General features: G+C 62.4%; 18 protein-coding genes. 7 read left to right on the top strand and 11 right to left on the bottom strand.

All coding sequences use genetic code 11. The features are described from left to right. The first annotated feature begins 153 nt into the window (after positions 1–153). The gene (locus ASD68_RS03680) at positions 154–2,010 is read left to right on the top strand and encodes a TonB-dependent receptor (protein WP_056603521.1); all 1,857 of its coding nucleotides are present in this window, start codon (positions 154–156) and stop codon (positions 2,008–2,010) included. A gap of 224 nt (positions 2,011–2,234) precedes the next feature. Further along, the gene (locus ASD68_RS03675) at positions 2,235–2,792 is read left to right on the top strand and encodes a VC1465 family Xer recombination activation factor (RefSeq protein WP_343123432.1); all 558 of its coding nucleotides are present in this window, start codon (positions 2,235–2,237) and stop codon (positions 2,790–2,792) included. A 10-nt stretch (positions 2,793–2,802) separates the two neighbouring features. Here the strand turns inward: ASD68_RS03675 and ASD68_RS03670 are convergent, their stop codons facing one another. From ASD68_RS03670 to hyfB, 11 genes are all read right to left on the bottom strand, one after another. After that, positions 2,803–5,769 carry a Tn3 family transposase gene (locus ASD68_RS03670; protein WP_056603515.1) on the bottom strand — a complete coding sequence of 989 codons (2,967 nt, stop codon included), beginning with the start codon at positions 5,767–5,769 and terminating at the stop codon, positions 2,803–2,805. Positions 5,770–5,815: 46 nt separating this feature from the next. Next, positions 5,816–6,148 carry a DUF3147 family protein gene (locus ASD68_RS03665; RefSeq protein WP_056603511.1) on the bottom strand — a complete coding sequence of 111 codons (333 nt, stop codon included), beginning with the start codon at positions 6,146–6,148 and terminating at the stop codon, positions 5,816–5,818. Between the two features lie 116 nt (positions 6,149–6,264). Further along, positions 6,265–6,618 carry a YkgJ family cysteine cluster protein gene (locus ASD68_RS03660; protein ID WP_056603508.1) on the bottom strand — a complete coding sequence of 118 codons (354 nt, stop codon included), beginning with the start codon at positions 6,616–6,618 and terminating at the stop codon, positions 6,265–6,267. Positions 6,619–6,670: 52 nt separating this feature from the next. Further along, positions 6,671–7,543, bottom strand: a complete 873-nt coding sequence (gene folD, locus ASD68_RS03655) for a bifunctional methylenetetrahydrofolate dehydrogenase/methenyltetrahydrofolate cyclohydrolase FolD (protein ID WP_056603505.1) — start codon at positions 7,541–7,543, stop codon at positions 6,671–6,673. Between the two features lie 500 nt (positions 7,544–8,043). Further along, on the bottom strand, positions 8,044–10,332 hold the full coding sequence (locus tag ASD68_RS03650) for an NADP-dependent malic enzyme (RefSeq protein ID WP_056603502.1): 2,289 nt from the start codon (positions 10,330–10,332) through the stop codon (positions 8,044–8,046). 29 nt (positions 10,333–10,361) lie between these two features. Then, positions 10,362–10,874: a formate hydrogenlyase gene (locus ASD68_RS03645; protein ID WP_056603499.1), complete on the bottom strand. Its 513-nt coding sequence runs from the start codon at positions 10,872–10,874 to the stop codon at positions 10,362–10,364. Positions 10,875–10,880: 6 nt separating this feature from the next. Then, the gene (locus tag ASD68_RS03640) at positions 10,881–12,434 is read right to left on the bottom strand and encodes an NADH-quinone oxidoreductase subunit C (RefSeq protein ID WP_056603496.1); all 1,554 of its coding nucleotides are present in this window, start codon (positions 12,432–12,434) and stop codon (positions 10,881–10,883) included. Next, positions 12,431–13,882, bottom strand: coding sequence for a hydrogenase 4 subunit F (locus ASD68_RS03635; RefSeq protein ID WP_056603494.1), 1,452 nt, complete (start codon positions 13,880–13,882; stop codon positions 12,431–12,433). Before ASD68_RS03635 ends, ASD68_RS03640 begins: the two co-directional genes overlap by 4 nt. Before the next feature lies 1 nt (position 13,883). Then, positions 13,884–14,549, bottom strand: coding sequence for a formate hydrogenlyase (locus ASD68_RS03630; RefSeq protein WP_235578621.1), 666 nt, complete (start codon positions 14,547–14,549; stop codon positions 13,884–13,886). A gap of 3 nt (positions 14,550–14,552) precedes the next feature. After that, complete coding sequence (locus ASD68_RS03625) at positions 14,553–15,506, bottom strand: NADH-quinone oxidoreductase subunit H (RefSeq protein WP_056603488.1); 954 nt, start codon at positions 15,504–15,506, stop codon at positions 14,553–14,555. Further along, entirely contained in the window at positions 15,503–17,515 is a 2,013-nt protein-coding gene (hyfB, locus tag ASD68_RS03620) for a hydrogenase 4 subunit B (protein ID WP_235578620.1), read from the bottom strand. Before hyfB ends, ASD68_RS03625 begins: the two co-directional genes overlap by 4 nt. A gap of 136 nt (positions 17,516–17,651) precedes the next feature. Here hyfB and ASD68_RS17210 point away from each other — a divergent pair, with 136 nt between their 5' ends. The 5 genes from ASD68_RS17210 to sdhA all read left to right on the top strand — a co-directional run bounded on the left by ASD68_RS17210 (position 17,652) and on the right by sdhA (position 21,534). Further along, positions 17,652–17,882 (top strand): CopG family transcriptional regulator, encoded by a 231-nt coding sequence (locus tag ASD68_RS17210; RefSeq protein WP_235578619.1) that lies wholly within the window; start codon positions 17,652–17,654, stop codon positions 17,880–17,882. Further along, positions 17,866–18,732 carry a hypothetical protein gene (locus ASD68_RS03610; RefSeq protein WP_056603478.1) on the top strand — a complete coding sequence of 289 codons (867 nt, stop codon included), beginning with the start codon at positions 17,866–17,868 and terminating at the stop codon, positions 18,730–18,732. Before ASD68_RS17210 ends, ASD68_RS03610 begins: the two co-directional genes overlap by 17 nt. A gap of 198 nt (positions 18,733–18,930) precedes the next feature. Then, positions 18,931–19,326: a succinate dehydrogenase, cytochrome b556 subunit gene (sdhC, locus tag ASD68_RS03605; protein ID WP_056603476.1), complete on the top strand. Its 396-nt coding sequence runs from the start codon at positions 18,931–18,933 to the stop codon at positions 19,324–19,326. Next, the gene (gene sdhD / locus ASD68_RS03600) at positions 19,323–19,727 is read left to right on the top strand and encodes a succinate dehydrogenase, hydrophobic membrane anchor protein (RefSeq protein ID WP_056603473.1); all 405 of its coding nucleotides are present in this window, start codon (positions 19,323–19,325) and stop codon (positions 19,725–19,727) included. The genes sdhC and sdhD overlap by 4 nt, the downstream gene beginning before the upstream one ends. A 19-nt stretch (positions 19,728–19,746) precedes the next feature. Next, on the top strand, positions 19,747–21,534 hold the full coding sequence (gene sdhA / locus ASD68_RS03595) for a succinate dehydrogenase flavoprotein subunit (RefSeq protein ID WP_056603470.1): 1,788 nt from the start codon (positions 19,747–19,749) through the stop codon (positions 21,532–21,534). Positions 21,535–21,544: the final 10 nt, after the last annotated feature.

The raw sequence follows: 21,544 nt of genomic DNA, 5'->3' as shown, positions 1-21,544 counted from the left end.
CGGCGCAACTGATCCGGATCAATGAGCTGCTGTCCGTGACTCCGCATCATGCGCGCTGCGCATGATGCGGCAACGCTTTCGAACCACACACATCAAGCCACCACGTTCACCGCGGGCCGAACGGGTGGTCGCTATCCACATCCGAGTAAACGCATGAAGTTCAGCCTATTGCCGGTGCTGGTGAGCCTGATGGCCACCCAGGCCATCGCCGCCACCGACGAAGTCATCGTGACCGGCACCTACAGCCCCGTAACCGCCGAGCAGATCGCCTCCTCCGTCACGGTCATCGATCACCAGCAACTGCTAGCCCTGAGCAACCACAGCCTTGCCGATGCCTTGCGGCAAGTAACCGGCGTATGGGTCGCGGCGCAAGGCGGTCCCGGCGGCCTCACCACCATCAGCCTGCGCGGCGCCGAGGCCAATCACACCCTGGTGCTGGTCGATGGCATCGAGATGAATGACCCCACCAACACGCGCGGCGGCGCGTTCGATGTCAACGACATCAACATCGCCTCGATCCAGCGCGTGGAGATCATCCGCGGCGCCCAATCCGCCATCTACGGATCGGACGCCCTGGCCGGCGTCATCCACATCATCACCGCCGAACCCACGCCGACCATTCAACAGCATCTTTCCCTGTCCGGCGGCGAGCATGGTTACCGAACCGGCAGCTTCAGCAGCACCGGCACGGTGGACAACACCGGCTATGTGTTGCGACTGCAGGACAAGCACGCCGGCATGCCCATTGAAGGCAGCAGCGCCAACAACCGGGAAGCGCTGATAAAACTCGACTCGGCTCTCGGCGCGCATCAGCTGGACTTCACCTATCGCCACACGAAGGGAGAAAAAACCACCTTCCCCGAACAAAGCGGCGGCCCGCTGTTTGCGCGCAACCGTGATCTGGATCGAAGCCACTACACCGACCAGAACGCGGCCGCCTCATGGGCGTGGGCGATCAGCGACGGCTGGACCAGCACACTCGCCGCGACATGGTTCAACCGCGATCAGGACATCGACTCCCCCGGCATCCTCCCTTTCGACGCCGTGCCACCCAATGGCGCCCGGACGGACTTCACCCGCACCGACATCAAGTGGATCAACACCCTGGGCGACAAGCAGGGCACCTGGGCCAACATCGGTTTCGAAGGCAGACACGAGGCCGGGGAGAGCAGGGGATACCTCGTCTACGGCGAGCGGATGCCCACGGACTTCCGCCTCAGCCGCTCCACCCGAAGCGCCTTCCTCAACCTCAACAGCTACCTCACCGGGAAGTTGTTCGTGGGCGCAAGCCTCCGTTCGGACAGCAATGCCCATTTCGGCACACGACAAAGCGTGCAGGGCGGTTTCCGCTATCAGCTGAGCGACAACCTCAGCTGGTTCGCCAACGCCGGCACCGGCTACAAGCTGCCAAGCTTCTTCGCCCTGGGCCATCCGCTCACCGGCAACAAGGACTTGAAGCCCGAACGGTCGACCACCCGCGACACCGGCATCGAATGGATGGCCAGCAATACCGTCCTCAACCTCAGCTACTTCGTGAACGACTACAAGGACCTGATCGACTTCGACAGCGAGCTGTTCCGCAACGTCAACCGCGCCCACACCCGAATGAAAGGCGTCGACATCGATGCCCGCTGGCACTCCAACGACCAGAAATGGACCTTGGGCGCCCACGGCAGCTACACCGACATCGACGCGGAAAGCCCCTTGCTTGGCCGCCCGCGAATCAAGGCCGGCGCCACCGCCACTTATGCACCCAACGACCACTGGCAATTCGACCTCAACTACCTCTGGACCGGCCACCGCTTCGAAGCCAGCCGCTACAGCGGCGACGTCGTCAACGAAACCATGCCCGAATACGACCGCCTGGATGCCCGCGTGAACTACCGCGTCAACCCGCAACTGGCCATCAACCTCAGCATCGAGAACGTCACCGACAGGAAGTACATGGACGACATCGGCTTCCCGGCCGTCGGCACGACCGGCTTCGTCGGCATCGATTTCGATTTCTGACGATGCAGACCGAAGCCGGAAATCGACCCGGCGGCACAGCTCGCCGACCGCGTCCAGCAGAAGCTGGAACACCACGGACGCAAAACTCCACAACGAAATAGCAGGTCGCTCGCAAGCAGGGCATCGATCTGTCGAGACCCAGTTTCTGGCCGCCACGCGGGCTGTAGTCCCATAGGAGCCATTTTCGTAATTTGACATAATATACATTATGCGAAATCGCCGGGGTGCCCGATGAAGCTGCGCCATCCCCTGAATCTCGACCCGTGGGCCGTCCTCTGGGTCGCCCTCGTCGTGGTGCTCGCCGTCCACGCCGTCGCCTCTGGCTCATCAGCCCCGACGGTTTCCGCGAGCTGCGTCATAGCTGCCTGTTGAGCCAGAAACAGGCGGCGGCGTACCTCGGGGTTTGCCTGCGCACCGTGCGGCATTGGGACAGCGGCCGTAACCGGGTGCCGTGGTCGGCGGTGCGGCTGCTGCGCCTGCTGCGGGCCGGCGAGCTGGGTGGGCTGCTGGACGGCTGGGAGGGTTGGCGGGTCGTCCGTGATCGGCTGGTGTCCCCTGAGGGCCGGGTCTACCGCGAACGCGACATGCGCCATTGGTGGCTCACCATCGAGCAGGCGCACCTGTTCCGCGAGGGCTATGACGCTGCCACGCGGCCCGGTGCGGCGCAGCCGCGCGAAGGGAGTGGAACGACCGTCACTTTCCCGTGCGAGGTGATCGGCCAAGGCGAGGGGCGGACAGAGGTTCGGCCGGGATTCTGGAAATTTTCGCAGAACGGACAATAAGTCGTTGAGGCTACAAGGCAAATTTGATGTCTTTGGCCATGGCGCTCTGGTACCGATCCAAGTCCAGTGAGTAGTGGCCTAGCCGATTGATATGCTCTCGCCGGTATGGCGACAACCGGTTCAGCAGCTCTTCGCTGAGCGGAACGCCTTGCTCTTGAAGGACTTTCAGCGTTCGCGACATCGTATGGACATTGTGCAGGATGACCATGTTGGCCACGAGATGGTTGTATTTCACGACCTTTCGCTGCTCGTGGCGAATGTTTTCCGCAATGATTCCGTCATTCGCGAAGTGCAGCCATTGGGCGAAGTCGTTGAACTGCTCGCTCTTGTTCGTCGACTGGTGGATCACGCGGCGCAGCTCGACATCGTTGATGTAGTTCAGCAGGAATCGGGTTCGTATGGCTCGGCCGAGCTCGCGGAACGCGAAATACAGCTTGTTCTTCCGGCTGGCCACACCCAGGCGTCGGAGAATCATTGAGGGAGTAATCCGCCCTGCCTTGATCGAGATGGCCACACGCAGCATGTCTGGATAGTGGCGCTCGATGAGTTCCCAGTTGATCGATTCGGTGAACAAGCTATTGATGTGCCCGTACTTAGCCTTTCGATCGGGCTTGTAGAACACCAGCTGCTTGATGCCGCGAATACGCGGCATGAGGCGAATGCCCAATAGGTGCGACAAGCCGAACACAGGCGCACTCTGGGCTTGGGTATCGCCGTGAATCGTGTCCGGCTGCACGTCAGACTCGTTCTTGATCAGGCCGTCGAGGATATAAACCGCCTCATGCACGCCACACGGAATGAAATTGCTGAAGAGCGCGATATACATATCCGAGACGTGGTAATAGCCGATGCCGCCATAGCCACCATAGCGAACGTGGTACTCCGACAGCAGGTTCTGTTCGTAGATGCTCCACTTCGTGCCGTCGGCCGAGACATGCTTGCCGGTACCCCAGAATTTTGGCAAAGCGAAGGTGTTGAAGGCATTGATCACCCGCACGATCGCTTTGTCCAGCCGTTCCTCGGTGATATGGCGAAGGTTGAGCCATGCCACCTGCTTGCGGCTCAACCCCTGGACCGAGCGTGCTGTCTGCGTGGGACCCAGATTGCACCCGTAGCAGAACAATGTCGTGATAAAGCGCTTGCGCGGATCGTCAATCTTAGCTTCAAAGCCGGACAACGGTCCGAACAGTCGGTGCAGGTCGAGCCACTGCTCAGCCTCGGTCAGCAGGTCCAGGATGTTGACGGATGGCATATCCTCCTTGAGTCGCGATTCCAACAGGGCCAATTCCGGCGGATCCTGCTTGCGGTCGAGCCGCTGGATGACCAAACCGTTCTCACCGATTCGTACGAACTCGTTCTCGGGAAAGCTGTCGTCCACCTGTTTGGCTAACGTCGACATCTCCGTTTTGAGCTGTGCGACAAAGCCGGCACCGTCCTTGGGCAGCGAGGTGATGTCGCAGTAGCGGCCCAGTTCCCCGCCGTACTCGTCCCACGACACAAGGTGTTCGCGGTAGTCATCGAAATCGTTGCTGTGCGCCGAGTACAGGTCGCCGGACTGCAGGTCTTTCATGATCGACATGCAGACGAACAGTTCAAGATATTTTCGATGGATCCGCGACTCACCTTCGGGTGATGTCACCGCAACCAGACGATACCAGCCGTCGGGCAGCCAGCGCTTCAGGTCGATCCCGTTGGGAAGCACGGCAACATCGAGGTGCTCGCGGCGTGCCGTGCGCCATTCCCGGAGCCAGGCGATGGCTCGTACCAGCGTATCGTCTTGCGAGCTGGACTGAAGTTCGAGTACCTCCAGGCACTGGTATAGCAAGGCACGCTTGTCGCTGTAGGGTTTCAACATGAAAGGCAGATAGTTATTCCCCGCAAAGGCGGCATGCTCATCGCATTGAATGATCCATTGTTCCGGATCGCCCAGCACCCGTTCCATGCTTTCCACACGCTTCTTGGCCGACTTGCCCTCCTGCATGGCGGCCAGCACCTCGCGAAACTGGCCGATCAGGCGATCGGTCTGCTCGGCATGATCCAATCGGTACTGGCGCAGCCGTTCCTCGGCCTGGTTATCGATACCGTGCATGATCTTGATGAAAATGCTTGCGACATCGTCAGTGGCTTTCTCCAGCTGGGACTGGATCAGCAGCACAGCCAATGTATGACGCTTGAGCGGCTTGACGGCGCGGATGTCCTTGGCGTCCAACGCGCGGGCTTCCAGCATCATCTGATGGCGTTTTGTCACCGCCATTTCGCGGGTGTCGGGTAGTCCGTGACCCAGGCTTTTGAGCCAGCGAATATGTTCAAGGAACTTGGCTACCTCGCGAACGGTAGGCCTTTTCGGTTCGCGTTTGAGTTGGTCCCAGAGGGTCAGTCCACGACGCTGAAGGACGAGGTCGTCCAGCATCTGACGCTGTTCGGGGGTCAACTGCCCGTCGATCGATTTGAAAATGGCCGAGTTGACCGCGTTGCGCGCCGCCCTTGCCACGCGCACGAGCTGGGTGAATCCCGGTAACTCGTACTTCTGCCGCACCAGTTCTTCGATGAGGACGTTGATGATGTCCTCCAGCTCCTGTTTGGTCGCGGCCGCCTCGCGGGCGATCTGATCCAGCCAGAGCCAATCGGCCTCCACAAACCGTCGTACGCCGACGAAGTCGCGAATCTTCTTCAGGTGCAGCGAGCGGCTGCCTGACGCGTCGTAGGCCTTCAATTCGCGCACGGTGGGGATGCGCATCTGAGCGCTTCCGCAGACATGATCAATAATCGCGCGCGGTAAGGTTGACACCGGTTCGAAGTATCCCAACCGCTGAAGAATCTTGAGCTGGATCAACAGCAGCGCCTGGGTTGGCCTACGTGCCGAGACGCCTACGGCAAATGCGCACTCGTCGGCGGTGGGCGTGTAAATGGCCGTCAAATCGCGGGCGCTGAGATCCTTTTTCAATTGAGGGTAGGCAGTGTCCTGAATCGTGCTCATGCGAGTCCACTATGCGACATGCCTGCCGCGGCCAAAAAGATGAAATTTAGAGCGACTTGATCCCGAAGGGCTTGACGGCCAGCACAAAAGTTCCAAAGCACACCACGGTGATAACCGCGCTCAGTGCCAATGCGGGCCAGAAACCGAAGCGGGCAAACAGGCGCGGAAAGATCAGGAACATCGGCAGCGTCGGCACGACATACCGGAACGTATACCAAGCGTGGTTCGCGATCTTCTTCGCTGACTGCTTGTCCAGATAGAGCCGGGTCAGTGCAAGCAAAGTCACCAGCGAGAGCGAAGCGAGCAATGCGCTTGGCCAATCAGACACGGCCACCACGATGGCCGCAGGGATGACGTATTTGGTGATAATCCATGGCATGGCGGCGACTCGACAGGATCATGTTCCAAAGGCGGCATCTGATTTTCCCGTCAAGAGCATGTCACTCGAATCCATCGACGTCATTCCCGAGCCGCATACCTTGAGGACCATTCGTGTCACACCAGAACTTGTCGCGTGCTCGCAAGAAACTGATGGATCTCAACCTCGGTCTTGGTGTCGATCATATAGACCGGCCGCTTGCCATTCGGGCACAGCAAACGCGGTGTCGTCCCAAAAAGCCGGCAGATAAGGGGCCGTTCCCCGTAAACCTCGCAGCCATGCTGGCCCAGATGCGGACAGCTCAGCTCGGCCAGCGCGTTCGCATGTTCGGCTTCGGTCTTGGCGGGCAGCCTGGCCATCTCTTCCGATGAGGCTGTCACCGGTCCACAACAGTCATGGCAACCAACGATGCAGGTGAAAGACGGAATGCGCCGGCGCAATGCGTCGATTTTGCGGTCATTGCGTGTCATGACACCCCGCACTCCATTCACTCATCTTTTCCAGCATGGGCTTTCTCGCTCTTTACCAGGTGGTGCTCGCTCGATGGGTCTGCGCTTCGGCCGCTTCCAGCGTATTTTCAATCAACGTAGCCACGGTCATCGGGCCCACGCCGCCGGGTACCGGCGTGATCCAGCTGGCCCGCTCTGTCGCGGATGCGAAGTCGACATCGCCCACCAGTCGCCCGTCATCAAGGCGGTTGATACCTATGTCGATCACCACGGCTCCGGGTTTGATCCATTCACCCTTGACCAGCCCTGGCTTGCCTACGGCGACAATCAGGATGTCGGCCTGCCGCACGTAACCTTCCAGATCGCGAGTGAACCTATGGCAGCAGGTGGTCGTGCAGCCGGCGATCATCAGCTCCAGCACCAGCGGGCGACCCACATGATTGGAAGCGCCGACCACCACCGCATGTTCACCACGCACCGGTCGATCGGTATGTCCCAGCAAGATCATCACGCCTTTGGGCGTGCATGGGCGCAGGCCAAAGCGGCGTAGCGCGAGACGCCCCACGTTGACCGCCTGAAAACCATCCACGTCCTTGTTCGGATCAATGCTGTCGACCAATGCGTCTTCGTCGATGTGCGTCGGAAGCGGTGACTGCACCAGGATGCCGTGCACGGCCGGGTCGGCATTCAACTGAGTGATGAGGGTCATCAGTTCCGCTTGGGTGGTGGCAGCCGGCAGGTCGTAGTCAAACGATTGAAACCCGACCTGATGGCAGGCTTTGCGTTTGGTGCGCACATAGACCGACGAGGCCGCATCATTACCCACCAGGACCACCGCCAGCCCCGGCGCGCCGTGTCCGTCGGCCACACGTTGGTTGACCCGTTTGGCCATACGGTCAAGAAGCTCTTGTGCGATGCGTTTTCCATCAAGAACGCGGGCGCTCATGGGGATGCCGGCATGTCTGCAATACGGTGCAGCGGTGAGCGCAGGTTGATCATCGGCGGTCGCACAGACAGGGTCCACATGTGGGAATCGAGGGATGGCAGGAGAAGCCACGGGGCATGATGCGTTTGATCGAAGCCGCGCTTCGGGGATGTCGTCTTTCAAGTCGTGCAATATTGAGAGTAACCGCGGCCACTCACCCCCATGCCGGCGACTCATCGACGTCTGTTACCCGGCTTTGCCCGAGTCGCTATGGCAAAGAAGCCGACCATGCAGGCTGCTGTACCCAGGAGGAAACTTCCTGACATCAGAATGTCGCTATGCCATAGCGTTGCACCCACCATGGCGACCATGGCCACAACAAGCGCGAGTCCTGCGAACATCAGCATCCGGTGTCGTCCCGTGGAACCAAGGATCAAGAAAGCTGCCGCTGCTGCTCCGTCAAAAAGTACCGTTAACACTGTCCAGACCGTCATCTGTCTCTGCTCCTGTGCCCTATGAAGTTACTGTGCGTCGTGCGCCTGTCTGGGAGCGCGCAGCAACCCTTCGATACAGGCGATCGCGGTCATGTTGATGACGTCACGCACCGTGGCATGGGGAGTGAGAATGTGCGCCGGCTTGTTCAGCCCCATCAGGATCGGCCCAATGGCGACACCGTCAGTCATCACCCGCACCATGTTGTAGGCGATGTTGGCAGCATCCAGACTGGGCAGTACGAACAGGTTGGCGCGACCGTCGAGCGTAGAGTTGGGGAACATCCGCTTGCGCAATGCCTCATCCCACGCGGTATCAGCCTGCATTTCGCCGTCCATTTCCAAGTCCGGGGCACGACGTTTCAGGATCTGCCAGACCTGGCGCATCTTCGCGGCACTGGGGTTGTCGTGGCTGCCGTAGTTGGAATGCGACAGGAGTGCCACCTTGGGTTCGACACCGAATAACTTGAGCCGCCCGCTCGCCAGCAGCGTGGCCTCTGCGATCTGTTCGGCCGAGGGATCGACCTGCACATGGGTGTCGACGAAGAACCAGGCACCCTTGTCGTTGATCACGCCAGTCATGGCGGAGGTACACGGTACTCCTGGGTCGAGTCCGAACACGCTGCGCAGGTAACCCAGCTTCTTGTGGAATCGCCCGACGATGCCGCAGATCATGGCATCGGCCTCACCGCGTTCCACCATCAGGGCGGCGATCAGGGTGGGACGCGAGCGCAGCAGATTCTTCGCTGCCGCCTGGGTCACGCCGCGACGTTCGGTCAGCAGGTGATAGTGCTGCCAGTACTCGTGGAAACGCGGGTCGTTGCTGATGTTGGTCAACTCGACATCGACACCGATGCGCATGCGCAGGCCGAGTCGCTGAATCCGTGTCTCGATCACGTCCGGGCGACCGATCAGGATGGGAAACGCGAGGCCCTCGTCGATCACCGTCTGCACGGCACGCAAAACGGTCTCTTCCTCGCCCTCGGCGTACACCAAGCGTTTGCGGTCGCTGCGGGCGCACTCGTAAACCGGCTTCATCAGCAGACTGGTGCGATAGATGAACTGGCCGAGTTTCTCGCGATAGGCGTCCATGTCGGTGATCGGACGCGTGGCGATACCGGAGTCCATGGCCGCCTGCGCCACGGCCGGCGCCAGCATGACCAGCAGACGCGGATCGAACGGGCGCGGGATGAGGTAATCAGCGCCGAACGAAAGCACCTCACTGCCGTAGGCGCTACCGAGGTCGGACGCCTCCATCCGCGCCAGCGCCGCGATCGCCCGCACGCAGGCGAGTTTCATCGCCTCGTTGATGCCCGTGGCACCGACGTCCAGGGCTCCACGGAAAATGTAGGGAAAGCACAGCACGTTGTTGACCTGGTTCGGATAGTCCGAACGACCCGTCGCGAGGATGCAGTCCGGACGGACTTTTTTGGCTTCTTCCGGCAGGATTTCCGGAGTGGGATTGGCCAACGCAAAGATGATCGGCGAATCAGCCATCGTCGCGACCATGGCCGGTGTCAGGATGCCGCCCGCCGACAGGCCAAGAAAGATATCCGCACCCTCGACGATATCCGCCAACGTGCGCTTGGTCGTGGGGCGAGCGTAGCGGGCTTTGTCGGGATCCAGATGGGGGCGGCCGGTGTAAAGCACTCCATCACGGTCCACCGCCAAAATATTCTCGGGTTTCAGGCCCAGTGCCACCAACATGTCCAGACACGCAACACCGGCCGCTCCCACACCAGAGGTGGCGAGCCTGGCCTCCTCGATCCGCTTGCCGACCACCTCCAGCGCGTTGAGCACGGCGGCACCGACGATGATCGAAGTGCCATGTTGGTCATCGTGAAACACCGGAATCTTCATCCGCTCGCGCAGCTTGCGCTCGACGATGAAGCACTCCGGCGCCTTGATGTCCTCCAGATTGATGCCGCCAAACGTGGGCTCCATCGCCGCGATGATGTCGACCAGTTTGTCCGGGTCACGCTCGTCCAGCTCGATGTCGAAGACGTCGATGCCGGCGAACTTCTGGAACAGGACGCCTTTACCTTCCATGACGGGCTTGCTGGCCAGCGGGCCGATGTCGCCCAGACCGAGCACGGCCGTGCCATTGGTGACTACCGCGACCAGGTTGGCCCGCGCCGTCAGCGTCGAGACTTCGCGAGGATCGGCCACGATCGCTTCGCAGGCCGCCGCCACGCCGGGGGAATACGCCAGCGCAAGATCGCGTTGGGTCAACATGGGCTTGGTCGACGTCACGCAAATCTTGCCGGCCGGAGCGCACCGGTGATACGCAAGCGCCGCCTGTTTAAGCAGATCGGACATGGTGACCGAGTCCTGTAAGTAGAGCTACGTTAGGAAGGGAGATGGCGAGTGATGTGCAGAAGTCCCCGCAGAATGGCCAGCGGGCTGGGCGGGCAACCGTTGACCACGGCATGCACGGGAATCACGTCGCTGATCGGGCCACGCACGGCGTAGTTGGCGCCGAATATCCCACCACACGCGCCGCAGTCGCCCACGGCGAGCACCCATTTGGGCTCGGGCATCGCTTCATAGGTGTGCTTGAGCGCGTCTTCCATGTTGACCGACACCGGCCCGGTGACCAGCAACAGATCGGCATGCCGGGGACTGGCGACAAACCGGATGCCCGCGCCTTCGAGGTTGTAGTACGGATTGCTCAGGGCGTGGATTTCGAGCTCGCAGCCATTGCAGGAACCCGCGTCGACATGGCGTATGCACAGAGCACGACCGAACACATTGTGCAGCTCGCGCTGAATCGCGGTCAGTTCGGTGTCCGAAGTGTCCCGCGCCGGCAGAGGTTCGCTCAGGCGACCGACACGACGGATGCGTGAAAGAATATCGAACATGTTCGCTTACCCGTCGTGTCCGCTGTAGGAAAGATTGAATGACTTGTTGATGAGGGGAAAATCGGGAACGATGTTGCCCAGCAGTGCCACCTCGATCAGCGGCCAGTTCTGCCAGGAGGGGTCATGCGGATGGCATCGCCGGATACGGCCTTCCGGGCCGGTTTCCAAGGCCACCATGACCGGACCACGCCACCCTTCGATCAGGCCGAGTCCCAGCTGGCCGGCCGGTGCCATCGGCAGTTCAATGCAGAGCTCGCCCTGCGGCAGCGTGTCCAGCAATTGTCGGCACAACCGCAGCGACTCCAGCGTTTCGTCAAAGCGCACCTGGACGCGTGCCGCCACATCCCCTTCCGGGCGGGTCGCCAGCACCGATGCCAGTTGGTCGTAAGGGGCCCATGGCTGGTCGACACGAAGATCGCGGGCGACGCCCGATGCCCGTGCGGCCAGGCCGATGGCCCCCAGCGCCCGCGCCTGCTCGGGCGTCAGCCGCCCCGCGCCGAGAAAGCGGTCCTGCAGACCTTCGTGATTGGCGTAGATGGAACGCAGTTCATGCACGGCCCGTTCGAGCATCGCGATTTCGCCGAGCAGGGTCGATGTCGCCCGCACCGGCAGATCGCAGGCCACTCCTCCGGGGACCACAAAGTCGAACAGATAGCGCTGGCCAAACACCTCGGCGTTGCTGCGGAGCAGTTGTTCTTTCAGGCTGGAGAACTGCGTCAGCCCGAAACCGAAGCCGGCATCGTTGGCGATGCCGCCGAGATCGCCCAGATGATTGGCGATGCGCTCGCGTTCGAGCGCCAAGGCACGCAAGGCGGCGGCACGCGGCGACGGAACCGAGACCGTGAGGGACTCCAACGCGGCGCAATAAGCCCAGCCAAAGGCTACCGTCGAATCCCCGCTGAGTCGCGCCGCCAGGCGATGGCCGTCGCGTTGCATGAAGCTTTCAAAACGCTTGGCGACCCCCTTGTGGGTATAGCCCAGGCGTTCCTCCAGGCGCAGCACTTTTTCGCCCACGACGGAAACATGGAAACGTCCCGGCTCGATGGTGCCGGCATGCACAGGGCCCACCGCCACCTCATGCACGCCTTCGCCGATGACCGGCACGAACGGATACGGTGCACTGACGCCCGGATAGGTCTGCGCCGAACCGACATCGCGGCGCAGAGGAAACACATTCTCCGGCCAGCCGCCATGACGCAACCATGGGCGCGTGTCACCGCCCTCGGCGCGGATGCCGAGCAGGTCATGGACCGCACGCTGCAGGCGATCGGCGACCGGGAAACGCGACGTCAGCGAGGGATAGACCGCGCGCTCGGCAGGCATCGCGTGTTCAATTACGACCGCGCGATCCGGCAGCAGGTAAGCCGCGCGCACGCGCAGGCAGTGGTCGCGATCCCGATCGTCGCTACCCCACAGGGCCAACAGATTCGCGCCCGCTTCGCGCAGCGCATCGGCCGCCCACGTCCAGTGGTGGGCGTCGGCTTCCACGCGGTAGACCGCCACGTTGGACGGCAGGGGCACGCAGGAAGTGTCAAGGAACTCAGGCCACATATGCTTCATCCAATCAACCGTGCAGCCAGGCGATACCACTCGGCGAGGGCTGGGGGCATGTACAGGCCGAGCATCAACACGATCGATAGATGGACGAACACTGGCACCAGCGCCGGCGAATGCGGCAAGGGCCGCGCGTCGGTGTCGCCGAACACCATCGGCTGCACCTTGCCGAAGATCGCGGCAAACGCGACGCCCAGGGCAGCGAGCAGGATCGGCGTCGCCCAGGGGTGGTCGCGCATCGCCGTGGTCAATATCAGGTATTCGCTGGTGAACACGCCGAACGGCGGCATCCCGAGGATCGCCAATGATCCCAGCATCAGCCCCCAACCGACGGTGGGACTGACCACCAGCAGGCCGCGAATGCCGTCGATACGCTGCGTGCCTGCGATCTGTGACGCATGACCGGCGGCGAAAAAGATCGCCGACTTGGTCAACGAGTGCACGGTCATGTGCAGCAGCGCGGCGAAGTTCGCCAGCGGGCCGCCCATGCCGAACGCGAAGGTGATGATGCCCATGTGCTCGATCGAGGAGTAGCCGAATAGGCGCTTGATATCGCGCTGCCGCCACAGGAAAAACGCGGCCAGCAACGTGGACAGCAGTCCGAAGCCCATCAGCATGCGTCCGGGCAGCTCAGAATGCATCGCGCCGACGGCGAGAATCTTGCAGCGGACCACCGCGTACATCGCCACATTGAGCAGCAGCCCCGACAACACCGCCGAAACCGGGGTCGGGCCCTCGGCGTGGGCATCGGGCAGCCAGTTGTGCAACGGGGCGAGGCCCACCTTGGTGCCATAGCCAACCAGCAGAAACACAAAAGCCAGTCCGATCACGGCCGGATCGAGCTGTCCCTTCACGGCATTGAGGTGCGTCCACAGCAGCGCACTCATGCCCTCGCTACCGAGCAGCCGCTCGGCCGCGAAATACAGCAGGATGGTGCCGAACAAGGCCAGCGCGATACCGACGCCGCACAGGATGAAATACTTCCAAGCTGCCTCGATGCTGGCGCGAGTGCGGTACAGCGACACCAGCAGCACCGTCGACAGCGTTGCCGCTTCCATCGCGACCCATAGCAGTCCCATGTTGTTGGTGGACAGCGCCACCAGCATCGCGGTCATGAACAGCTGGTACATGCTGTGATACAGGCGCAAACGCCGCGCATTGAGTCGACCGTGGTCTTGTTCAATACGCATATAAGGGCGTGAGAACACGGCCGTGGTGAAACCGACCAGCGCGGTTAACGCGATCAGGAACACATTGAACGGGTCGACGAAAAACTGCTCGTGGGCCACCGTCATCGGCCCTTCGCCGATGATCCGCAGGACCAGGGCAGCGGCGGCGATCAGCGTGGCAAAGCTGATGACGACATTGAGTTCCGCGGCACGCTGCTGCGCACCGACGAGCGCGAGCAGGATCGCGCCAACCACCGGAATAGCCAATACCAGCACGAGCTCCACGTCAGTCCTCCTTGAGTGCTTCGAGCTGATGCAGATCGAGGCTATCGAACTGCTCGCGGATCTGGAAGAAGAAGATGCCGAAAATGAACACGCCGACCAGCAGATCCAGCGCGATGCCCAGTTCGATCACCATCGGCATGCCGTAGGTCGTACTGTTGGCGGCGAAGAACAGGCCGTTTTCCATCGCCAGGAAACCGATCACCTGGGTCACCGCCTTGTGCCGGGCGATCATCATCAGGAAGGCCAGCAGGATGACGGCCATGGCGATGCCAAGCGTCTGCCGGGTCACGGTGGTGGCCAGCGAACTGATCGGCTGGGCCAGCCCGAACGCGAAGATCACCAGGCCCAGCCCTACCAGCATCAGGGTCGGAATGTTCACCAGCGGATCGCTATCGCCTTCGATACCGAGGCGGCGCATGAGCCGCATCAGAATCCACGGCATCAGGCAGACCTTTTCGACCAGGGTCAGCGCGGCGGAGTAGTACAGGTGCGGCAAATGCGCGGTCGTGGCCACTAACAGCGTGGACGCGGTCAGCACGGCGCCCTGCCAGGCCAGCAGAATGATCAGCCGCCGCGTACGCCGTTGCGCGAGCATGGCGAACGAGATCATCAGCAGGCCGGCGGCGAGGACGTGCAGCAGCTGGGTGGCGAGGGTCAGTGGGGGCATGATTCAGGACTGCAGCAACAGATGGACGAGCAGCCCCAGCACGGCCAGCAGGAACGCCATGCTCAGGAACTCCGGCGCGCGGAAAATGCGCAGCTTGGCCGAGACCGTTTCGATCACCGCCAGCACCGCGCCGGCGACGACCAGCTTGATCACCAGCCATGCGACGGCAAACAGCAACGCCAGCGGCCCGTTCGCATGCAGCGCAATACCCCACGGCACGAACAGCGCGAAGCCGATGCAGGCGTAGTTGAACAATTTCAGCCAGGACGCCCATTCGATGAGGGCCAAATGGCGCGCCGAATACTCCAGCACCATCGCCTCATGAATCATGGTCACTTCAAGGTGCGTGGCCGGGTTGTCGATCGGAATACGGGCGTTCTCCGCCAGCAGCACCATCACGAAAGCCACGCCGGCGAAGGCCAGACTCGGGTGCAGCGTCAGCCCCTGGGCGTTCAAGGTACCTTCCACCACCGTCGGCAATGCCGTACTGCCGAACATCAGGAACGCGTTGAAAAGCACCATCAGCAACGCCGGCTCGGCGAGAAAGCCGATCATCATTTCGCGCCGCGCGCCCATGCTGCCGAACACGGTGCCAATATCCATCGCCGCCAGGGCGATGAACACGCGTGCCGTCGCAAACAGACCGACCAGGGCGATCGCATCGGCCACGCGCGCCATCGGCAGGTCCGTGGTCACCGAGGGAATGATCGCCGCCGCCATGGCCATCGCGCCGAACACGACGTACGGCGTGGCGCGGAACAAGGGCGAAGCGTACGTGGCGAGTGCCGCGTCCTTGCGGAACAGCTTGCGCAAGGTGCGGTAGGGTTGCAGCAAGGGAGGTGCCGACCGATTCTGCAGCCAGGCCCGACACTGCGCGACCCAGCCCGCCAACACGGGTGCCAGTGCAACGGCAAGCGCTGTGCCGCCCAACTGGCTGACCAGCGCGAGCGCGTTCATAGGACGAATACCAGCAACACGATCAAGGTAAGGAAGCTGTACAACAAATAGACGGCCAGACGGCCACGCTGCAGCACGGAGAGCGCATCGGCCAGCCAGCCGACGGCGCGGGCGAGCGGCAGGTAAAGCCCATGCCAGCAGCGGTCATCGATCTGGATGCGGTAGCGAGGAGCGCGGTCATCCGGCGCCGGCAGTTCGCGCTCGATGCGAAAGAACGGCCCGAACATGTGCCGGATCGGCTGGCCAAACCCTTCGGCGGTGTCCTGCATGCGTGGGGTCAGCGCGGGGTAGCCGCAATTCCACGGCGGCGTGCGGCGCACACGGCCGTGATACATCCGCCGTACCAGCACAAACATCACTGCGATCACGCCGGCCATGCCCAGCAGCAGCCACAGGCCGCTGTAAGAAGCCTGCGCCTGCGCCACCGGGGCGATCCACCAGGGGGAGGGTCCGCCCTGGACCACGGTGCCGACCAGCACCTGTGTCACAGGGGCGACGGCATCCAGCGCGACTTGCGGGAACACGCCGATGAGGACGCAGCCCAACGCCAGCCAGCCCAGCCCCAAGCGTTCGAGCCAGCCGGCATCGTGGGCCTGCATCAATGCCGGTTCGCGCGGCTGGCCGAGAAAGATCACGCCGTAGAACTTGACCATCACGTAGCCGGCCAGCGCGGCGGTCAGGGCCACGACCGCGGCACCGACCGGTACGATCATGTTGACGAACGCATGCGGAATGGAGGGCGTCGACAAAAATGCCTGCAGCAGCAGCCATTCGGACACAAAACCGTTGAGTGGCGGCAAACCGGCGAGGGCCAGGGTGCCGATCAAGGCCAAGGTGGCGACCCAGGGCATCCGGCGGATCAGGCCGCCCAGCTTGCCCAGGCTGCGCTCATGGGTGGCATGCAGCACGGAGCCGGTGGCGAGAAAGAGCAGGCTCTTGAACAGTGCGTGATTGAATGCATGCAGCAGCGCCGCCGCCAACGCCAGCGCCGCCAGCAAACGCATATGAAACGCGTAGCCCAGCAAAGCCAGACCGATGGCCGCGACGATCAGGCCGATGTTCTCGATGGAGGAATAGGCCAGCAACCGCTTCATGTCGGTCTGCACGGCGGCAAACACGGCGCCGAACAGGGCCGTGCCCAGCCCCACGACCAAGGTCAGCATGCCCCACCACCACGGTCCGCCGTGGAGCAGATCGAAACTGATACGCAGCAGGCCGTAGATCGCCACCTTCAGCATCAGGCCGCTCATCATGGCGGATACCGGCGATGGCGCGGCGGGATGGGCTTCGGGCAACCACACATGAAGCGGCACCAGCCCCGCCTTGGCGCCGAAACCGAACAGCGCTAGCCCGAAGGCCACACCAGCCCACCCCGGCGAGAGCGTGGCACCACGCATCGCGTCGAATGTCATCAGCCAGCTGCCACCGTGCAACACGCCGAAACACAACAGCAGTGCCAGCGCCCCCACGTGCGCCATCAACAGATAAAGAAAACCGGCGCGCTGGATCTCCGGGATGCGGTGCTGCGTGGTCACCAGGAAGTATGAACTGAGCGCCATCGTCTCCCAGGCCACCATGAACAGGTAGGCATCGTCGGCGAGGATGACCATCGCCATGCTCGCCAGAAACGTGTGGTACTGCAGGCAGAGCAACCCTGGCGAGGTGCCTTCGCCCGCACGGAAATAGCCGGCCGCGAACACCGAAATGCCGGCGCCCACGATGCCGAGCAGCAGCAGGAAAAACCCGGAAAGCGCATCAAGGCGAACGTGGAACGGCAAATCCGGCAATCCGAGGGGGAGAACGACGTGCTCCACCACGAACCCGTCGGTGAGCGCGGAGAAACCCACGACGGCGATGCCCAGGGCGACCAACGCGCCGAGGGGAAACAAGGTGTAGGCCACCCAGCCGATGCGGTGGGAGCGCACCAGTCCCGCGAGGCCCATCACGAGCCAGGCCGCCACCAGACTGAGCAGGACCGTCATGTGCGAAAGAGCGAAAAACGGATTCACCCCCGGTTCTCCACCAACTCGCTCGCCGCCGCGCTGATCAGGGTATGGGGAGCGGGCAGATAGCAGAGGGCTGTGTTCAGCATGATAATGGCGTTACCATTGGAAACATGTTCAGTGTAAGGCTGATGGAACTCGAATGTCACTAGAAAGTCGCACCGCACGATTGACCATCCTGATCGATCCACGAAAGAAAGCGGTCTTCGAGCGCCTTTGCGCCGAAGAGGACGCCACACCCTCGCAGGTGGTGCGCCGGCTGCTCCGAACCTACATCGAGCAGAGATCGGGCCATCCTTGGCGACCCGTCGGGCATCACGAAAAAAAAGAAGTGAACCCCTTGGAGGCGAAAGCTCATGACCTCACTCGATAGGGTCGTGGACGCAGGCGAGGAACAGCGAACGAAGCCGAGCATCGCGGCCGTCGGCGAGACCGACCGTCGCGGATCCACTGTCGCCAAGCGCACGGTGAAAAAAAACCTTGCACCGACCACGGCGCCGCCGGCGGTCCTGAAACCCGAACAGATCGCCTTTCTTGGCGAGCATGCCGCTCATCACAAGGCAACCGCCGCGAAGGCGTTCGTGCAGGTTCTGTGCTGGCCGACGCTTCCCGACGCATGGCCTCGCCTCACGCGCAGCTGTGCGGCGCTGGTCGCGGTGCGTACGGAAATGTTCTCGTCGGGAGCGGTACCCGGTGCCCGCTCCTGGGTGCAAGGCGTGGCTCCCCAGTTGAGCCTGCCCTTTAGCCGTGACGCGGGTGCCGAAGAGAGCACGTTGGCGACGTTGATCACGCGACTGCCGGCGCGCTTTGTCGCTTCGGTCGTGGAGCCCGATCACGAAAGGAACGTGGTGCCGGAACTGGCCCTGTATCGGCGATCCCTTTCCGGATGCCTCTCGGCGTATGAGGCGTTTTTAAAGGACGCTCATGAAAGTGCACGCGGCGTCCTGATTGCGGCTTCTCGCAAGGGGGATCAGGGCAAAAACCTGCTTGGGGCTTTCAAGGACACACGGGACCGTCTTGACGACGATTCCAGCCTCGCCAACTTCGAGTTGCGGCTCTGGTCAGAGCACGTGCTTCCGCTGCCATTGGAAATCGCCAACCTGGCCGCCGCCGCGATCAGTCGTTACCTGGAAGCGCCCAAGCAGGCCAATCCGATCTTTGACGCCGTAGCTTCCAAGCTGGTGAATCCCCCCACTTGCCTGGAGTCGCGCAAGCGCCGCTAAGGGTGATGAGCATGAGTCCGACACTTTCCTTCGTCCGGATCCAATCCGTCGGTCCATTCCGACAGCAACCGATGGGGTTCCTGTCGGCCGGTGCTGCACCGATTCTAAACGCCCCGGTGCTTGTCGCCGCTCGTTGGTAATGACTAGCACCAAGGACGAACGCCACAGACATCAGCGATTGCACTCAGGATAACCGCCATGGCAGACACGCAACGACCGCTCTCTCCGCATCTCCAGATCTACAAGTGGCAAGTGCAGATGATGAGTTCCATTCTGCACCGCGCCACCGGCATCGCGCTGGCCGTCGGAAGCCTTCTGGTGGTGGCCGGCCTGCTGCATCTGGCCGCGGGCGAAGACAGCTTCAACCACTTCAAGAGCCTCACCGGCAGCCCGGTGGGCATGGTGTTGTTGCTGGGCTGGAGCTGGTCACTGTTCTATCACCTGTGCAACGGCATCCGGCACCTGATCCAGGACGCCGGCCTTGGTTACGGGATTCCCCAGTTCGTGCGTTCCAGCTGGTTGTCGGTCGCCGGCAGCATCGTGCTCACGGTGCTGGTGTGGGCTTATGTCTTGACGGCCGGAGGTGCGGCATGAGCACGAAGGACACCGTCGTGAAAGATCGACGCAACCCGTTGAAGATTGCCCGCGGCCTGGGGTCGTCCCAGTCCGGCGTGGGCCACTGGTGGACCCAGCGGGTAACCGCCGCCGCCCTGGTGCTGCTCGGCGTGTGGTTTGTCGCCACCGTGCTGTGCCTGCTGCATGCCGATTACGCCACGGCGCATGCGGCAGTGGCGAAGCCATGGAACGCACTGCTGTTGATCGCGTTCGTGCTCACCATGTTCTGGCACGCCGTGCTCGGCCTGCAGGTGGTGATCGAGGACTACGTGCATACCCGCTGGAAGGAAGTCGCGCTGCTGGTGACGATGAAGTTCCTCGCGGTCATGGGCGCGCTGGCAAGCGTGCTTGCCGTGCTGCGCATTGCGCTGACCCCATAAGACGCGAGGAATAGGTTTCATGGAAAGCTACAAGGTTCAACAACATCTGTATGACGTGATCGTGGTCGGCGCCGGCGGCGCGGGTCTGCGCGCCACCTTCGGCTTGGCCGAGGAAGGCCTCAAGGCCGCCTGCATCACCAAGGTATTCCCGACCCGCTCGCACACGGTGGCGGCGCAGGGCGGCATTTCCGCCGCGCTCGGCAACATGGGTGAGGACGACTGGCGCTTCCACTTCTACGACACCATCAAGGGCGGCGACTGGCTCGGCGATCAGGACGCGATCGAGTACATGTGCAAGAACGCGCCCGCCGCCGTGATCGAGCTGGAACACTACGGCGTGCCGTTCTCGCGCACCGAGGAAGGCAAGATCTACCAGCGCCCGTTCGGCGGCATGACCACGCACTACGGCAAGGGCACCGCACAGCGCACCTGTGCGGCAGCCGACCGCACCGGTCATGCCATGTTGCACACGCTTTACCAACAGGCGTTGGCGCATGACGCGACCTTCTTCGTCGAATACTTCGCGATCGACCTGATCTTCGACGAAACCGGCGTGTGCCGCGGCGTGCTCGCGCTGGACATGAACGAGGGCACCCTGCATTTCTTCCGCGGCCAGGCCGTGGTGCTGGCGACCGGCGGTTACGGCCGCGCCTACTTCAGCGCCACCTCGGCGCATACCTGCACCGGCGACGGCGGCGGCATGGTGCTGCGCGCGGGCCTCGCGCTGCAGGACATGGAGTTCGTGCAGTTCCATCCGACCGGTATCTACGGTGCCGGCTGCCTGATCACCGAGGGCGTGCGCGGCGAAGGCGGTTACCTCACCAACGCCGAAGGCGAGCGTTTCATGGAGCGCTACGCACCGCACGCGAAGGATCTGGCGTCGCGCGACGTGGTAAGCCGCGCGATGACGATCGAGATCCGCGAGGGCCGCGGCGTCGGCGAGCACAAGGATCATATCTATCTGAACCTGATGCATCTGGGGCCGAAGGTCATTCAGGAAATGTTGCCGGGCATCGCCGAGTCGGCGCGCATCTTCGCCGGCGTGGATGTGACCAAGGAGCCGATCCCTGTCATTCCCACCGCGCACTACAACATGGGCGGCATCCCGACCAATTATCACGGCGAAGTGGTGCAGAAGCGCGGCGACGACGTCGACGCGATCGTGCCGGGCCTGTTCGCGATCGGCGAGGCGGCCTGCGTGTCGGTACACGGCGGCAACCGGCTGGGCTCGAACTCGCTGCTCGATATCGTGGTCTTCGGCCGCGCGGCGGCCCATCGCTGCGCCGAGCTGATCCAGCCGGGTGTGGCGCACAAGGACCTGCCGACCAATGTGCTGGACAAGTCGCTGGCCCGCTTCGATGCGCTGCGCAATGCCAAGGGCGGCACGCCGACAGCGCAGATCCGCATGGCCATGCAACGCACCATGCAGAAGGATGCCGCGGTGTTTCGCACTGGTGCCTCGCTGGCCGAAGGCAAGCAGAAGATCTCCGAGGTCTTCGACTCGTTTCAGGATGTCGGTGTCAGCGACCGCTCACTGGTCTGGAACTCCGACTTGGTCGAGACGCTGGAGCTGTCCAATCTGCTGGCGCAAGCGGTGGCCACCATGCATTCGGCTGAGCAGCGACTGGAAAGCCGCGGTGCGCATGCGCGCGAGGACTTTCCGGAGCGCGACGACCTCAACTGGCACAAGCACACGCTGGTATGGGTCGACGAGGCCGGCGCGTCACGCTTCGATTATCGTCCGGTGCACATGAATACCTTGACCGACGAGGTCGAGTCCGTAGCCTTGGCAAAACGCGTTTATTGACGGCACTTTG

It is taken from the genome of Rhodanobacter sp. Root627, from assembly GCF_001427835.1.
Taxonomy (GTDB): Bacteria; Pseudomonadota; Gammaproteobacteria; order Xanthomonadales; family Rhodanobacteraceae; genus Rhodanobacter; species Rhodanobacter ginsenosidimutans.
Note: the sequence above shows the minus strand (reverse complement) of the source record. Positions and strands in the feature narration are given on the sequence as shown.

Coding starts and splice junctions, on each gene's coding strand:
- ASD68_RS03680 (WP_056603521.1), top strand. CDS start 154: ATGAAGTTCAGCCTATTGCCGGTGCTGGTGAGCCTGATGGCCACCCAG.
- ASD68_RS03670 (WP_056603515.1), bottom strand. CDS start 5,769: ATGAGCACGATTCAGGACACTGCCTACCCTCAATTGAAAAAGGATCTC.
- ASD68_RS03665 (WP_056603511.1), bottom strand. CDS start 6,148: ATGCCATGGATTATCACCAAATACGTCATCCCTGCGGCCATCGTGGTG.
- ASD68_RS03660 (WP_056603508.1), bottom strand. CDS start 6,618: ATGACACGCAATGACCGCAAAATCGACGCATTGCGCCGGCGCATTCCG.
- folD (WP_056603505.1), bottom strand. CDS start 7,543: ATGAGCGCCCGCGTTCTTGATGGAAAACGCATCGCACAAGAGCTTCTT.
- ASD68_RS03650 (WP_056603502.1), bottom strand. CDS start 10,332: ATGTCCGATCTGCTTAAACAGGCGGCGCTTGCGTATCACCGGTGCGCT.
- ASD68_RS03645 (WP_056603499.1), bottom strand. CDS start 10,874: ATGTTCGATATTCTTTCACGCATCCGTCGTGTCGGTCGCCTGAGCGAA.
- ASD68_RS03640 (WP_056603496.1), bottom strand. CDS start 12,434: ATGAAGCATATGTGGCCTGAGTTCCTTGACACTTCCTGCGTGCCCCTG.
- ASD68_RS03630 (WP_235578621.1), bottom strand. CDS start 14,549: ATGCCCCCACTGACCCTCGCCACCCAGCTGCTGCACGTCCTCGCCGCC.
- ASD68_RS03625 (WP_056603488.1), bottom strand. CDS start 15,506: ATGAACGCGCTCGCGCTGGTCAGCCAGTTGGGCGGCACAGCGCTTGCC.
- ASD68_RS17210 (WP_235578619.1), top strand. CDS start 17,652: ATGTCACTAGAAAGTCGCACCGCACGATTGACCATCCTGATCGATCCA.
- ASD68_RS03610 (WP_056603478.1), top strand. CDS start 17,866: ATGACCTCACTCGATAGGGTCGTGGACGCAGGCGAGGAACAGCGAACG.
- sdhC (WP_056603476.1), top strand. CDS start 18,931: ATGGCAGACACGCAACGACCGCTCTCTCCGCATCTCCAGATCTACAAG.
- sdhD (WP_056603473.1), top strand. CDS start 19,323: ATGAGCACGAAGGACACCGTCGTGAAAGATCGACGCAACCCGTTGAAG.
- sdhA (WP_056603470.1), top strand. CDS start 19,747: ATGGAAAGCTACAAGGTTCAACAACATCTGTATGACGTGATCGTGGTC.